The sequence below is a fragment of the Pseudomonas sp. MWU12-2319 genome, from assembly GCF_023242525.1.
Lineage (GTDB): Bacteria > Pseudomonadota > Gammaproteobacteria > Pseudomonadales > Pseudomonadaceae > Aquipseudomonas > Aquipseudomonas gingeri_D.
The window spans coordinates 203,048-219,132 of the sequence record NZ_JALJES010000011.1 but is presented as its reverse complement, the minus strand read 5'-3'; the positions used below and the strand labels follow the sequence as shown (position 1 = coordinate 219,132).

At 62.3% G+C, this 16,085-nt stretch carries 9 protein-coding genes; 3 read left to right on the top strand and 6 right to left on the bottom strand.

Translation table 11 applies throughout. The features are described 5' to 3' along the window. Positions 1-18: 18 nt before the first annotated feature. On the top strand, positions 19-894 hold the full coding sequence (locus tag M5C01_RS19390; protein ID WP_103496594.1) for an AraC family transcriptional regulator: 876 nt from the start codon (positions 19-21) through the stop codon (positions 892-894). Positions 895-1,032: 138 nt separating this feature from the next. Here M5C01_RS19390 and dacB read toward each other — a convergent pair whose 3' ends face one another. The 5 genes from dacB to M5C01_RS19365 all read right to left on the bottom strand — a co-directional run bounded on the left by dacB (position 1,033) and on the right by M5C01_RS19365 (position 7,932). Continuing rightward, entirely contained in the window at positions 1,033-2,556 is a 1,524-nt protein-coding gene (gene dacB / locus M5C01_RS19385) for a D-alanyl-D-alanine carboxypeptidase/D-alanyl-D-alanine-endopeptidase (protein WP_152740013.1), read from the bottom strand. 170 nt (positions 2,557-2,726) lie between these two features. Then, positions 2,727-3,779, bottom strand: coding sequence for a hypothetical protein (locus M5C01_RS19380; protein ID WP_152740014.1), 1,053 nt, complete (start codon positions 3,777-3,779; stop codon positions 2,727-2,729). Further along, on the bottom strand, positions 3,779-6,229 hold the full coding sequence (locus M5C01_RS19375) for a TonB-dependent receptor (protein ID WP_152740015.1): 2,451 nt from the start codon (positions 6,227-6,229) through the stop codon (positions 3,779-3,781). The genes M5C01_RS19380 and M5C01_RS19375 overlap by 1 nt, the downstream gene beginning before the upstream one ends. Positions 6,230-6,343: 114 nt before the next feature. Next, the gene (locus M5C01_RS19370; RefSeq protein ID WP_177101044.1) at positions 6,344-7,333 is read right to left on the bottom strand and encodes a FecR family protein; all 990 of its coding nucleotides are present in this window, start codon (positions 7,331-7,333) and stop codon (positions 6,344-6,346) included. Then, entirely contained in the window at positions 7,330-7,932 is a 603-nt protein-coding gene (locus tag M5C01_RS19365; RefSeq protein ID WP_152740017.1) for an RNA polymerase sigma factor, read from the bottom strand. The genes M5C01_RS19370 and M5C01_RS19365 overlap by 4 nt, the downstream gene beginning before the upstream one ends. A gap of 357 nt (positions 7,933-8,289) precedes the next feature. Here M5C01_RS19365 and M5C01_RS19360 point away from each other — a divergent pair, with 357 nt between their 5' ends. Both M5C01_RS19360 and M5C01_RS19355 read left to right on the top strand, forming a co-directional pair. Continuing rightward, the gene (locus M5C01_RS19360) at positions 8,290-8,982 is read left to right on the top strand and encodes a hypothetical protein (RefSeq protein WP_152740018.1); all 693 of its coding nucleotides are present in this window, start codon (positions 8,290-8,292) and stop codon (positions 8,980-8,982) included. A gap of 80 nt (positions 8,983-9,062) precedes the next feature. After that, positions 9,063-9,980, top strand: coding sequence for an EamA family transporter (locus tag M5C01_RS19355; protein ID WP_152740019.1), 918 nt, complete (start codon positions 9,063-9,065; stop codon positions 9,978-9,980). 109 nt (positions 9,981-10,089) lie between these two features. On the opposite strand, the gene M5C01_RS19350 is transcribed toward M5C01_RS19355, so the two are convergent. After that, a complete protein-coding gene (locus tag M5C01_RS19350) occupies positions 10,090-15,816 on the bottom strand; it encodes a S8 family serine peptidase (protein WP_248764375.1) in 5,727 nt (1,908 codons plus the stop codon). Between the last annotated feature and the right edge of the window lie 269 nt (positions 15,817-16,085).

Below are 16,085 nucleotides of genomic sequence, written 5' to 3'. Positions count from 1 at the left end.
GGCGTTGGAGAACAGACCATGCCCGCACTGGATACCCTACAAGTCTTTCAAGCCCTGAACCGCTCGCCCCATTCGCGCCTGGAGCACAGCGCGGAGCTCGGTGACGGTTTGGCCGCGGCGTTGTGGAGCAACCACCACGACGCCCAGGACTACGAGGCGCCCGGTCATCACACCCTGTCCTGCTACATTGCCGGCGGTACCGGGACCTTTCGCCGTGACCGCCCGGACACCAAGGGCGGCCCGGACAAGCTGTGTATCCTGCCCGCCGAACATCAGTCCGGTTGGGTGATCAACGGCAGTATTCGCCTGGCTCACCTGTATTTCAGCCCGGAACAGTTTGCGCTCGGTTGTGTGACGCTGTTGGACCGTGAGCCCCGTGAGCTGCAGTTGCAGGAACATACTTTTCTGGATGACCCGCAGCAGGCCCTGCGCTTTCGCCAACTGATCAGCCTGGACTGGGATGAACCGGGAGAGCGCCTGCTCAGCAGCAGCCTGGCCCATGAGTTGCTCGGCCATACGTTGCTCAATCAGGTGGGGATGCGCCAGGGCTTGCGATTGAAAGGCGGTTTGGCGGCGCATCAGCGACGGCTGTTGGTGGAGTGCATCGACAGCCGCTTGGACCAGCCGTTGAGCCTGGGTGAGTTGGCCGGGTTGTGCGCGCTGTCGGAATACCACTTTGCGCGGATGTTTCGTACCAGCTTCGGCTTGCCGCCCCATCAATATGTACTGGCGCGGCGCCTGGAGCGGGCGCGGCTGCTGTTGCGCGGTAGCGGGCAACCACTTGGGGAGATTGCCCTGGCGTGCGGGTTTGCCAGTGCCAGTCATTTCGCCAATCGGTTTCGCCAGGTGCTGGGCGCAACGCCCGGCGAGTACCGGCAAGCCTTCGCGCACTAAAGCCGAACACCGTCCCTGTGGCAACCCCATTCCGGTAGGAGCGTGGCTTGCCCGCGAAGCTTTTGGCGATCTCAGGGGCCTCTTCGCGGGCAAGCCCTGCTCCTACAGGTTATGCGGTGTTTTCAAGATGCCGTTTTTTCAGTCAACCTTGTTGGCCAACGCCGTCACCACCTGGTCCTCCACCGCCTTGACCTGCCGCCCACCGACCAGGTAGTTGTTGCTCAGCATGGCGAACACCAGCAGCCGCCCATCACGGCTGGTGACATAACCGGCCAGCGACGACACACCGCCCATGCTACCGGTCTTGGCATGCAGGTTGTTCGCCGCCGCCGTACCATGCAGGCGTTTGCGCAGGGTGCCGCCGATCATCCGCTCGGAATTACCGGCAACCGGCAACGCCGCATACCAGGCCTGGAACCAGGGGCGACTGCGCGCCACCAGCAGCAAATCGCTGAGGGTCTGCGCCGACACCTGGTTACGCCGTGACAAACCGGAACCATCGAACTGCAGCAACTGCGCCGACGCCACCCCGTGCCCCTGCAGGAATCCGTTGACCGCCGCCACACCTGCCGCCGCCGTGCCCTCATGGGCGGTCTTGCGGCCCATGGACTTGAGCAGGATCTCCGCCATATTGTTGTTCGACAACTTGAGCAGCGGCGACATCAGCTCCGCGAGGACCGGCGACTGGTGCTCGACCAGCGGCTGCGCCGCAGCCGGCGTGGCAACACCCAGCAAGCTGCCGCCTTCCACCGCGATCCCCTGCTGGAGCAGGGCGCTGCGGAACAGATCGGCCACCAGCCCGGTCGGCTCCCAGACGCTGACCTGGGCAATGCGCTCCGCGCCCTTGGGCAACGCGCCGTCAATGCGCAACAGGTTGCCACCATGGCCGCGACTGACCACCAGCGGACCGCCACGGCCCGTCGTGGCCCGGTTGAGCACGTTCATGTAGTGGTTGGCCGGGGTGAAGCTGACCCGAACCGGCTGGCGCGCGGCGCCACCGGCACGCACATTCACCAGGATCGAACCGACATCGAGGTCCGCGTTCGGCGACACGCTCAGCGCGGAAATCTGCGCCGCAAAATACTGTTGCTCGTCATCGGCGGACCAATCGACCCCCAGCCGTTCGTGGTCGAAGGCGGTGTCATCGAGGATCAGCCGTCCGCGAACCCGCGTGATGCCTTTACGCGCCAGCCCGGCCGCCAGGGCCTGGTAGTCTTCCTGGCGCATGCTCGGGTCGCCCGTGCCGCGCAGGTACAGGTCGCCGTTCAGCACGTTGCCCTGCTGCACACCGGTGCTCAACAGGGTGGTGGAAAACCGATAATCGGCACCGAGGATTTCCATCGCCGCCGCCGTGGTCACCAACTTCAGGCTGGAAGCCGGAATCAGGCGGAATTGCGGATTGTATTCACACACCAGTTTGCCGGTGTTCGCCTCGCGTATCACCAGCGAGGTCATCGCGCCTTGCAGCGCCGGGGCGCGCAGGACACTGTCGAGCCCGGCGCAAAAAGCCGAGCGTGGCAACGGCAATGGTAACTGCGCTGCTTGCAGGACCACCGTCCGGGCCGGCTCGGGAGCCTTCGGCGCCTTGCTCGAACAGGCCGCCAACAGTACGCATAACGCCAACGCGACGCCCTTGCCCATGAAACCCTGTACCGAATTCATCTTCCGCCTCGAACTCAACCAATAAACACACAATAGCCGCTACCCGCGACTCATCACTCAGGAGGCACGTAAGAACAAGGTACTTAGCGAGTCAACGGGGGAATTATGCGGGAACACCGTCCCCGGAATCCATGCGTGGCGATTCGCTTTCCGGGGACAGGGTTTGTGGTTCAGGGCGCCAGGGTGGTGACGGAAAAGCTGTTGGCGTGAAACAGTGGATCGGCCTTGGCTTCGCCCTTGGCGGTCGCCGGCAGGGTGAAGTCCATGGCGGGCAGGTAGACCTTGCCGCTCAGCGGGTCGAACGCCATGTTGTAGGCCATCGGCAAGGTGCTGACGCTACCCAGCGTACGGTAGTGATCGAGGTCCGTCTGTTCCACCAGCGTCAGGTTGGCGTCCACCCCGCTGGGGATGATCAGCCGATGTTGTCGGGCATCCCAGGCCAGGGCGTTGACGTCCCGGGTGATCGGCAGGCTGGCCTTGACCGCGCCGCTCTCCAGGTCGGCCACGATCAGCCGGGGTTGCTCGCCGCGACAGGCGACGAACAATCGCTGCCCTGGCTGATCCTCGGCCAGGGCGCTGGGTTTGGGGCAACCCTCGAAGCTCCAGCTGTCGAGCACTTCGAAGGTGCTGGCGGAAAACCGCGCCACCTTGCCTTCGTCGCGCATCGGCAGGAAGAAACTGCCGTCGCCCTTGACCAGCAGCGGATCGATTTTCTTCACGTCCAGTTCATGGGCGGCGGTGATCTTTTCCTGCTTGGGGTCGAAGACAAACAGTGTCGAACGATCCGCCCGCCGTCCGCTGACGACGATCACCTGGCCGCTGCGCGGCTCATACACCGCGCTGTTGAGATTGCTCTGGGCCACGGGAATGCGTTTGAGCAGCTTGAGGCTCGACAGCTCCACCACGCCGAGGCTGCCGTCGGTATTGAGCACGAACACGCGATTGCGTTCGGGCACGAACACCACGGCGTTGGCCCCTGCCGAATGCTCGAGGGTTTTCACCAGGCGCTGTCTGGCCACGTCGAACACGCTCAGGCCGTTTTCCCGCCGGGCCAGGAACAGGTAGGGCCGGGTTGGATCGAGGGCAGCGAACCCCCAGCTGTCGCCGGAGCCGGGCAAGGTCACCTGATGCTCACGCTGGTACAGGCGCCCGTCCTCGGGTGCAGCCGCCAGGGCGGCACCACTCAGGGTCAGGGCCAGCAGGACTGCACTGATTCGTTTCATCAAAACTCCAGGGTGCTGGAGACAGACACCTGGCGCGCATCACCCATGGACACGAACAGCTGGCTGACCGCCGAGGTGTAGTAGACCTTGTTGAACAGGTTCTTCACGTTGAGCTGGAACTTGACCTTCTGCCCTTCGAGCTGGGTGTCGTAGGTGGCGAAGGCATCGGCCACGGTGTAACCCGGCAGGTCGAAGGTGTTGGCCGCATCCCCGGTGCGATGACCGATATAACGCGCGCCGGCGCCGGCCCGCAGCTTGTCGCCACCGCCCATGATCGAACCGAAGTCGTAGACCGCCGACAGCGACCCAGCATTCTTCGCCACGTTCTGCAGGCGGTTGCCCTGGTAATTGGCGTCCTGGGTGACCTGGGCATCGGTGTAGGCGTAGCTGCCGATCAGGCTCCAGCGATCGCTCAACTGACCGCTGGCATCCAGTTCCAACCCGCGCGAACGGACCTGACCGGCAATGCTGTACTGGGTGGTCAGGCCGTCGGCGACGGACACCAGCACGTTGCGCTTGTGGATATCGTAGATCGCCGCCGTGGCGGTGATGCGCCCTGGAATATCCAGCTTGGTGCCGATTTCCCAGGCCTTGGATTGTTCCGGTTCAAGGGAGCCGTCCAGCACCAGGCGGGTATTGCTGGTCACCGCCAACGGGGCGATGGTGGAGTTGGGCTTGAAAGATTCGGTGTAGCTGCCATAGAACGACAGCTCGTCGGTGTAGCGATACACCAGGCCGGCGCGCGGCACGAACTTCTCGCCATTGCCGTTGGTGTTGACCTGGAACGGCCGGCCCTTGCCCGCGAACTGGTCATACATCTGGTAGCGACCGCCGGCGACCAGGATCCACTGGTCGTTGAGGTGGATCGAGTCCTGGGCGAACAGCGAGTCGCTGCGCAACAGGTCGGTCTGGTCGCTGTCCTTGGGGCTGACGGTGGAGCCCGGGACTTCGCGTCCGTAGATCGGGTCCAGGTAGCTGAAGGTGTTCAGCGGGCTCTGGCGGATCAGGTCGGAGCGGTAGATCTTGCGGTACTCGTCGTCCATGCCGAACACCAGGTCATGCTGCATGCCGGCCACATCGACCTTGCCTTCGAGGCTGGCGGTGGTGAAGCGGTCGGTGGTCAGAGCGCCTTTGGTGCCGTCCATGCTGCGCACCAGGGTGCCGTTGGCCGGGTTGACCGAAACCACCCGGACCTGGCTGGCATCGTAGGTTTCGCGGTTCCAGCTGTAGCCGAGGTGCGCTTTCCAGCTGTCGTTCAGGTCGTGGTCGGCTTCGAAATGGACCAGGTCGGAACGGCCTTCCATGTTGTTGAACGGCTCATCCAACCGGCGATCCTTGGGGATGGCCAAGGGGTGGTTGGTCCGCGGGTCGATGGCCGTGCCACGGTCGAACGGGGTCAGGAACTCGCGGTGCTCGTAGGACAGCAGCAGCTTGGTGGTCTCGCCGAACCAGGCCAGGGACGGGGCGATCAGGGTCTCGCGGTGGGCACCGAAGTCGCGCCAGTAATCTTCGTCTTCACGGTCGAGGACCATGCGGTAGGCCAACCCGGAATCGCCGAGGGCGCCGGTGCTGTCGAGGCTGCCGCCGCTGCCGTTCTTGCCCGAACCGTAGGTCGAGCCGCGCAGGGTCACGGCGTTGTACTGCTCCAACTGGGGTTTCTTGCTGACCAGGTTGACCACACCGCCCGGGTCCTGGATGCCGTAGAGCAGGGAGGCCGGGCCCTTGAGCACTTCGACCCGATCGGTGGTGGCGTTCAGCGCGCGGCCCTGCACCAGCGGCATGCCGTCCTGCATGATCGAACCGTTACGGTTGTCGCCGAAGCCGCGAATCATCACCGCGTCCTGGGTGCTGCCGAGGGTGTTGGCCTGGGTGATGCCGCTGATGTTGTTCAGCGCGTCATCAAGGTTGCGCGGGGTCTGGTCACGCAGGACCTGGGCCGAGACCACGTTGATGGTCTGCGGGATTTCCTGCAGCGAGGCGCTGGACCGGGCCACCGAGGTGACCTGTGGCGGCTGGTAGCTGGTGGAGGACGCCTGCGGGGTGCCGTTGATGGTGGTGGCGCCGAGGTTCAGGGCGCCCTGGGTCGGCAAGGGTTCGAGGGCCAGGGTGTGGTCGTCGGTGCGGCGGAAGGTGAAACCGGAGTTGCTCAGCAGCTGTTGCATGGCCTGCTCGGCGCTCATCTGCCCGTTGATCGCCGGGGCCTGGTGACCGTAGGCGGCTTCGTCGGTGTAGACCACGCTCAGGCCGGTCACCCGACTGAAGTCGTTCAGGGCCTGGGGCAGCGGTTTGGCGGCAATGGCGAAGGTGAACTGCGCGCTGTGCTGCGCCGCGAACTCGGCTGCCAGGACCACGCCCGGGGGCAGCAAGGCCAACCCCGATACCGCCAGCGCCGACGCGCCGAACCACCGCTTGACCGAACTGCCTGCCACCGATTTTGCCCTGGACTTCATGTGTGCCTGACCCATACGTAGAGAAATCATTAATGCGAATGAATCGCACTTTCAACCACTACACGGATGGGCTTCGCGTTTACCTCACCTTTATTTTGAAAATATTTTCCCAGGTCAGCGCAAGACGATGACCCGACCCAGCAGACTGTGCTGTTCAAAGCCCAGCACGCCTTGCAACGAATCGAGCACCGCCCGCGGATCCTTGTTCGGAAAACTGCCGCTGATCCGCCGTGCCGCCAGGCTGTCGTTGAATACCAGGATCCGTCCCGGGTAATACCGGCCCAGGTCCTGGACCACCTCGGCGACGCTGGCTTTCGAATAGTTCAGCCAACCCTGGCGCCAAGCCAGCAACTGGTCGCTGTTCACCGGATGCAACGGTTGCGCCGAACCATCGACATAGGCCACCTGCTGGTTGGCGCCGAGAATCTGTTGCGGCGCGCCCGCACTCGCGCGAACCCCGACCCGCCCGGACAACACCGTCACCCGCGCACCACCCGGTTGCAAGCGCACTTCGAACTGCGTGCCGAGCACCCGCGCCTCGCCCCCCTGCGCATCCACCACAAAGGGCTCGCCGGTATGGGTCACCTGGAAAAACGCCGAGCCCCGACGCAGCCGGACATGCCGTTCGCCCGCGCTGAAATCCACGGAGATCGCACTGTCGGTGTCCAGGGTGACTTCGGAACGGTCGGCCAGGGTCACCGTGCGCACCTGCCCCGGCACCGACACATAGTCGGCGCCGAGGTCGTCGAGCCAACGACCGGGCTCGAAACCCAGGCCCATGGACACCGTCAGCAGCAGGCAGGCGGCCATGGCCAGGCCCGCCGACCAGCGCCAGCGCGTTGCCGGCTTGGGCCGGTCCATGGCCGCGAGCAAGGCTTGCAAGACCACAGCCTCCTCTTTGGCCAAGGTACTCGCCGGCACTTCGCTCAGTTCCCAGAGCACCTGGGCCTGGGCATAGGCCTCGACATGGGCCGGATCGGCTTGCAGCCAGAGACTGAAGCGCGCCTGGTCACCCCGGCTCGGTTGATTGTGCAACAGGCTGAGCCAGGCCAGGGCGGCCTGTTCCTGGTTGGGTGTCACGGCAATGCTGGAAGAATGGATCACGATGCTTTCCCTGGCAGACGTGTGGCGGATGGCGCTCGATGCCCGGCCGAAGGCTCTCGCAGACTGGCCTTGCAAGCCTCAAGGGCACGCATCATGTGTTTTTCCACGGCACTTTGCGAGAGGCCCATGACCTTGGCGATCTCGGTGTACTTGCGACCATGGATCCGGTTGAGCAGGAAAATCTGCCGGGTGCGCTCCGGCAGGCTGCGCAGCGCCGCCTCGACATGACGCAGATCGTTACCGGCCTCCAGGGCCGCCTCGGGCTCGCAGCTCTGGTTATCCTGCTGCTCGGGCAGCCAGCCTTCATTGACCCGCACGCGAACACCCTCGCTACGCAAATGGTCGATGGCAATGTTGCCGGCGCAGCGCAGCAGGTAGGTGCTCAGCTCCTCCACCTGCACCAGGGGCCGACGCCAGAAACGCAGGAACAGGTCCTGGACCAGGTCCGCCGCCGTCGCCCGACAACCGACCCGGCGACTGACCAGCGCCTCCATCTGCGAACGCTGGGACAGGAACACTTGCAGGAAGTGCGCGCGACCGGCGTGCAACTCGGTCCTCTCGGCATCCGGGTTCTCGGGGGGGCGCAGGGCCAGGTTCATCACGACACTCCCAGCAACAGTCAGCCGCCGAGCAGCAGTAGGCCAGCGGAAAGGACGCCAATATTAATGATAAAAATTCTCATACGCAAAAACATCCGACGAGCCGTGGTGGCACAAGGACATTTACCGGTGGCTATCCGAACGGATAGTCATGCTGAAAAAAACTGGAGGATGGGCCGAATGCTGGGCTAATTTCGGGCGGTCGACGGTTGCCGTCCCAGCACGGGCCGCCGACCCGTCTCGGGTTCTCATACGTGGAGGAGTCCCCGGGCCGGTCTTACTTGATCGTCCAACACACGGCCTCTTCAGCCAGGCAGTCGAGGGGAATGCCGTCCGCTAACCGAGCAGGGAGCTTCCATGAACAACACGCCGTTCAATCTCAACAAACATATTGCCGAATATCATTACGACTACGTCACGGTCCTTGACGACATCGTCCCCCCCGAGTTGTGCGACACCTTGAAAGAACGGGTCGAGCGCACCATCGAACAAGGTCGGGTCAAGCTGGTCAACCATCAGGGACTGGGCACCCGCGAGGTGTCCGATGCCGGCGGGCAATACCTGCACTACATCTTCCTGGGCCAGGATGTGCGCGATCACTTGCCGGAACTGACGGCGATCTATCACTCGTTGCTGCCGCTGATCAGCCTGGTCACCAGCCAGGCTGCGATTGTCTCGCCCCACAGCCGCTCGGACATCAATATCAAGGTCTACCCCGAAGGCGGCGGGACCTTGGGCGAGCACTACGACACCAACGCGATCACCGTGCTGTTGTTCCTCACCAGCAACCGCGAAGCCCCGCTGCGCATGCAGATTCCCCGGGCCCATCCGAGCAAGCCGGAACCCTGGATCGAACACCGGCATATCCACGCCAAGGCCGGTTCGGTGCTGGTCATGAAGGGCCGGGAAATCCTCCATGACTGCGAACCGACGGTGACGGAAAAGAAGATCACCGTGGTCCTGAACTACTACACCCGGGATGACGTATGGCGTCCGGAAAAATTCGATGCCTTCGTCTATGACGGCGTCGATCCGGAGATCGCCGCCTGAACCTCGTCCACGTCCTTGTCGTCGCCATTGCGGCGGCAAGGACGCCCTCCCCGCCTTCGCCAACAGGACCTCGAATCCCCATGAAATTTCAACCGCTGGACCTGGCCCTCGGGCTATTGGTCACGATTATCTGGGGCAGCAACTTCTCGGTGATCGAACTGGGCCTTGAGCAGTTGGACCCGTTTCTGCTCACCGCCCTGCGCTTCACCTGCTGCGCCTTGCCCCTGGTGTTCTTCATGAAACGACCGGCGGGCGTCAGTCTCACCGCCATCGCCGGTTACGGCCTGCTGTTCGGCGTCGGGCTCTGGTGGGTGGTGAACTACGCCATGCACCTGGGACTGACCCCAGGCCTGGCCTCGCTGATCCTGCAATTCAGCGCCTTCTTCACGATCTTCCTCAGCGCCTGGCTGCTCAAGGAAAAGATCGCCGGGCCGCAGATCGCCGGGGTGATCCTCGCCAGCCTCGGCCTGCTGTCGATCATTCACTTCACCGAAGGCCAGGCGGTGCTCACCGGCACCGTGCTGGTGCTGCTGGCAGCCCTGAGCTGGAGCGCCTGCAACCTGATCGTCAAGCAGACCCGCCCCGGCGATATGGTCGCCTTTATCGTCTGGTCCAGCCTGTTCGCGGCACCGCCGCTGTTTCTCATGACCTGGCTGGCCAAGGGCAGTGCACCGTTTTATCAACTGGGCACGAACCTGACACCTGCGGCGATCTTTTCGGTGCTGTTCCAGGCCTATGTCACCACGCTGTTCGGCTACCGGGTGTGGAACAACCTGATGAAGAAATACCCATCGTCCATGGTCGCGCCGTTGTCGCTGATGGTGCCGATTTCCGGTGTCACCACTTCGTGGCTGATGTTCGACGAAAGCATCGGGCCCTATAAGCTGGCCTCGATCGTGGTGATCCTGCTGGGCATTGCGCTGTTTATCAATGCCGCGCTGATTGCCAACTGGCTGCAGGCCAGGGCCGCACGCGAGGCGGGCGAGCCGCAGGGTTGAGCGGATCGCGCTGGCGCACGATAAAAAACGCCCGATGCACTGCACCGGGCGCTTCATAAGTCACTCTGGCGATAAACCGCTTATCTCACCAGGGACGGACTACCGAAGGTCAACGCCAGTTCGCCGCCAACACCGGCTGCAAGGCCTGCTGCTCGGCGGGGCTGAAGCTGGTGGTCACGGCGCTTGGCGGCGCGAACGCGGCCATGGCCTGGACCAGCGACTCGACATTGCGATCGGACAGGTGTTTGCCTGCCCCGGCCATGATATCGCCCGGACGCTCCGGGGTTGCCGCATACCAGTTGCGCAGCGTCACGTCCTCCTGGCTACCAAGGACCGAGATATGCAGGTCCTGCCCGGAGTGCTGGAACCACAGGCGTTCGGGCGTGACGTCCGGGCTGAAGACCAGCTTGCCCATCATGTCGCTGAACGCCAGATCGTACTGTCCGTGCCCCAGGTTCACCGTCGACATCGTCCCACTGATGACCGCCTTGTTCTTGCCATCTCCCAGAGAGATATCCGCCATGACAGCTGAATCGCTGACGGTGTTGTTGCCATTGCCCAGCACCAGCTTGCGGATTTCGCCACTGACGGTGTTGTTACCGTTGCCCAAGGTGACTGTCGCACTACGATCAGTGACCACTACCTGGTTGTCGCCATTCCCCGCCGTCACTACGCTACCGTTGCCCTTCAGTTGCAGGTTGTTGTTGCCGTCGCCCAGGATCACCTTGTCGCTGCTGCCGGTAACCGTAATGTTGCTGGCTTCGCTTCCCGGCATTTTCAGGGTCGCCATCGTGGCACTCAACCGCACGTTGTGCGTACCGCTGAGAGTGACGTCAGCGAAGGTCTTGTCCACCGTGACATCGAAGGACGCACCTGGCGTTATCCCTGAACCGGCACCACCGGTAATGGGTTTCGCCGGATCAGCGCCTCCGGTGATCGGTTTCGACGGTTCGACAACCATCGGACCGCTCCCCCCGGGCAGGGGTTTCACCGGTTCGACCACCACCGGGTCGCGACTGGCAAGAAGCTTGTCGAGCCGATCCTGGGCCTCTTTGCGCGCGGCATCGATATCCACCGACGGCCGCGTCGGGATGTCGATGATCGGGGTCAGGCCGGTTGGTACATCGATAATCGGGCGCAGCGGATCGGGCGTGGTGACCGTCGACGGCTTGGGTAGCGGGTCCAGGGCGTGGGTGGCAAAGATGAAGTCGGACTTGTCCAACTGCGACACGTCCAACGCATCCAGGTAGGCCAATGAAGTCTTGCCACCGGTAGGGTCCAGCGCCGTGGTACTGATGTCGACGCCGTGAATCTGCGCCATGCCATTGATGGTGCCACGATTGTTCAGCGTGACCGCCAATTGGTCAAAACGCATGATGCCGGTCTGGCGCAAGTCGATCTTGTCGACCCCGTGACGGAAACCACGCACGGCATTCTTGAAGTCGCTGACACCGGGCTGCATCGCCACCACAAAGGTGTCCGACGTCGCACTGTCATGGCTGTAGAGCTGACCGGCCAGGGAGGCAACGAACTGCCCGTTGGCACCGCTGGTCAGACTCACGCCTTTGGCACCGCCCTTGAGAATGATGGTACCCAGGCCTTCCTGGGGTATCACGGCCGGCGCATTGCTGTCGACGTAAGCCGCCGGTGCGACAAAGGTGTCCTGGAACTTGAACTGTGCGGCACCGATAGCGCTGGTTGTCTGGTTTTTCAGTACCAGGCTCTGGCCCTTGCCCAGGTCGACTTTGACATCAGCGCCCTGCTGAGTGATCAGCAGGTCTTTGAACGTCTTGCCGGTGAAGCCCACCAGATCGATGAGTTCGCCTTGGGCGGCGTTGAAATTCACCACGGTGTCGTTGCCGGCTTCCCGGCGATGCACCACGAAGAAATCCTTGCCGCTGCCGCCGGTCAGCGTGTTGTTGCCGCGCCCGCCGTCCAGTAGCGAATCGGCCTGAGCCGCCACCAGCGTATCGTTGCCGTCGCCCGTCACCAGATTCTGAATCGACGCCGGATTGCGTATCGTCAGGGCTGCCCCGCCGATACTTGCGACGCCGGTCAGCAGGTTGATCGAGGTATCGCCGGAAACCGCTGCCGCGTTCAGAGTATTACGCCCGCCCGCCGTGCCGTTTACCGCGTCATCCAGCACATTGCGACCGGCCTGGCGGCTCACTGCCTTGAGGTACTCATCGGTGTAGAAGTAGCTATCGTCCGCAGTGGTCTTGCTGCCATAAAGGCGCAACGACCAGCTGTTGAGCGTCACCGGCAAGCCACTGGCGACATCCGTCACTTGCAACTTCCAGGTGCCGGCCGAGTGCTCGCCCCAGTCGTGGGTGGTCATGAAGGTGTAGCGGAAGGTACCCGAGTCGGTGCTCCCGACATCCGTCGCACTAGCCCCGGTCATACCGTCCGGCACCTTGCCCTGGCGGTTGAGCAGGATGCTCTGGGTACCATCGGGCGAGATCAGCTTGAGGGTCAGGTCCCCCAGGCGACCGACCTGTGCGTCGAAGTCGATCTCGGCGTGCTCGATGTTCAAGCCGGCATTCATGACCAGGGTCGAGGTCAGGGTGGTCCCCGCCGCGACGGTCTGTCCAAGGGTACCGCTGGACGCCGAAAACATGGCTTCGTTGGCACCGGTGCCCTGGGTCATCCAGGCTTCGGACAGGCGCACCGCCGCCCGCGCGTCGACTTCGCCGAAACCATAGTCGTTGCTGGTGTGCATCCCGCCGCCGTTCCAACCGTGGGCGGCGTTATCGCTCCACTGGGTGGCCGGGTCATTGATCTGCCGGGCCGACAGGGCAAGGATCTGCTGCACATCGCGATAACCGAGGTTGGGATTGGCCTGCAGCATCAGTGCAACAACGCCCGAGACAATCGGCGCGGCGAAACTGGTGCCCTGCATGCTCGTGTAGTCATTGCCGAAGGTCGAGCCACGCTCGGTTTCAAGCATGTGACTGGTGGACACCACATTGCTACCCGGTGCGGACACCAACAGGCTCGCGCCCGGGTTGGAGAACGGTGTCGAGCCGATCTGCAAGGTCGACAGGTCACCCTGGGCATTGATCGCACCGACCTCTACCGAGAAACGGTTGTTGTTGGTCAGCGAACCCTGGGCATTGCCGCCGGTGGCCCGGCTGTTACCACCGGCCGCAACGATCACCGTGCCCAGGCCGCCGCGCCCGTTGTTGGCAGCATATTGGGCGTTGGCGGTCAGCGAGCTTGCGGTATTGATCTGGCCGTATTGCAGATTGCTGATGGCGAAATCGTGTTCGAATCCCCAGCTGTTGTTGACCACGTCATAACTGACCATATGCCCCAGGCCGGTCAGATCGTTGCCGTTATTGGCCAGGTAATAGCCGCCCAGAGTCGCTTCATAGGCAACGCCGACACCACCGATGCCGTTCTTCGCTGCGACCATGACACCCGCCACCATGGTGGCGTGGTTCGACACCACGCCCGGCAGGCTGCCCTTGTCCCGTTCGGTCTTCAACCAGGCCTGATCAACGTTCGGTGCCAGGTCCGGGTGCTGGATATCGAAGATCTCGGGCGTAGTAGCAAACTGGCCGCCCGGTTCGAACTGGCCAATCCGCACGCCTTTGCCGGTGTAGTCTTTCCAGACCGGCAGCACGTTGGTATCGCTCAGGTACCATTCCTGGGCGGCCAGTGGGTCAAGGGGTACTTCCGGGGTCAGCAACGTCACGCCCGCCCGCATCGGCGCGGTCTTGCCGCTACTCAGGTCCATGACCGAGGCGGCGCCATTGCCGGCGCTATCCACCACGCCATATTTGAAACTGATCAAGCCGATGAATTTCGGGTCCGGGGTGAACAGGACATCACCTTGCTGGGTCAAGCTCACCGTACCGCCGATCGCATCGCCGACGTTGGCAATCCGCAGCGGCCCCTTGCTGTTGAGGGTCTGGTCATTGGCCAGCAGGCTGGCAGCGGAAATCAGATGCGCCTGGCGACGATCGAAGGCTTTGCCGTCCTTGTCGAGACTCAGGACATCCGCTACCGGCATGGCGTTGGGTTGATCCAGGTCGACCGCGGAGATATCGGAAAAGTTGAGTTTCTGGATGTTTTTCAGAGTCACCGTGCCATCGCGTCCGGAAACCTTGTCGGCCACTTCGTAGCCTGTAGTATTACGGGTGATGCGATAGTCGCCATGGTTACCGTGCAGGGTCACCAGGTTGATGCCGCCGTCGCCGTCGATGACGGCGTTGCCGTGACCGACTTCGATGACATCATTACCGGCACCGCCGTAGATGGTATCAGTGCCACCACCCGCGTGAATGATGCTGCCACCTTCGGAGGCGTAGATGGTGTCGCCATTGGGACCTGCGTAGATCACCGCCTTGCCGGTGCCTCCGATGATGGTGTTGTGGCCAGTGCCACCGACCAGAACGTCGTTGCCACCACCACCGACTAGCATCGAATCCCCCGAGCCGCCCTTGATAAAGGCACTGGAGTTACCGCCGCTGACAATAATGTCATTACCGCGCCCACCTTCGGCGATGGTCAGGCCGGCCTTGGCCATATTCAGCCGTACCCCTTCATCACCGACGATGATCGCCGTGTCGTGACCGCCATTGCCATGGATATTGTCCGGATTGTCGGACGCACTGATCACAAAGACATCGTCGCCCGCACCGCCATTGTAGGTGTTGCTGCCACCACCCCCCACCAGCCAGCTACCGCTCGCGGCCGCCGTGAGGATATCGTTGCCACTGCCACCATAGAGGTTGGAGACGCCCAGTTTTGCTGCGTCCAGAGATTCGCCAGTCGTGCTGTGGCTGCTGTAGGCGGTAGTGGTGATACCACCGCTACTGGAGAGCACCTTGGTCCCATTACCCAGGACACTGAGCACACTGCTCACCGGGTCGCCGATAAAATCGACAGCCAAGGCTTCCTGGGTCTTGCCATTAACGGTGAACGTTCCGCGCGCCAGAACCTTGTTACCATCACGTACTTCGGTGCCGGCAGACGTGGAGCGTACGCTGATCTGAGTGATGCCCAGTTGATCGAGGGTCTTAAGCTCACCTGCGTCAACCTTGGCATCGTGGGTGCCGTCGACCCAGACTCGCAACTGACTCCAGATCGGATCGCGAGCGTCGATCACACCATCACCGTTCTTGTCCTCGCTGGCCAAGGCGGCAAAACCGTCCTTGAATGTCGCCTGCCCTGGGCCACCATTGCTTCCGGCCTTTCCTTTGTAGTACTCGGAGAACATCTGGCTGACGTCCTTGATCTGCCCGCTGCCGTCATCAAGTACCAACATACCGGTAGTACGATCTGCCCAGCCGGTGCGCTTGAGGGTACCGCTGTGATCAGTGTCGAACAGAACGCCATCATGCATATCAGTCATGCGCACGCCGTTGCCAGTAAGGTCCAGCAACAGCGGATCGACGAAAGTATTAAAGGTGGTCATCGCCGACAGGCCATTGAGGGTCACGGCATTGTGTAGGCTGAAATCCGGATTCGACGTGCCGGAACGGTCCAGGTAGAACTGGGACAGATAAGTATTGGGACGTGCGTTGGGATCCAGCTGCATTTCACCGGGGCGGATACCGCCCGAGGCGAGGCTGCCCATTTGCGTGGACGCAAAATCGGTTTTGCTGAGAATCCCCCCCAGGGAGAAAACACTGTGGGTGGCGGCGTTTTCGACAAAGCCGTTGGCGACGTCCTGGCGCGCCTTATTTTCGGTCTGAACCTGAGTTTGCGGTTTTGGATTCGGGTTGATGTCGATATTGATCAGATTTCCAGCGCCCCCCGAAATCAGAGTCTTTCCACTCGCAACAAAATTGTAGTCTCCAACAAGCGTCTCTGCAGCCTTGCTGGACATACCGAACACTTGACCAGATACAAACCCCGTAGTGTTATCAAAAGCCCGGAACACCGGATCAAGTAATTGTTGCTCGTTAATCCAGGTATTTATTTTTGAATTCAGTGTATCCGGAATCATGGCAACAGAGAGCATCGCATGTGAAACCCCTGCCATGACCCCGCCGAACTCAATGGAGCCTGTTTTATCCTTAAAGTAATCCCCCACCTTTGTAGAATAGGGTTCCACTCGCACATTGAGCTCCGCCCCCAAAAGAGAGTTTATATGCT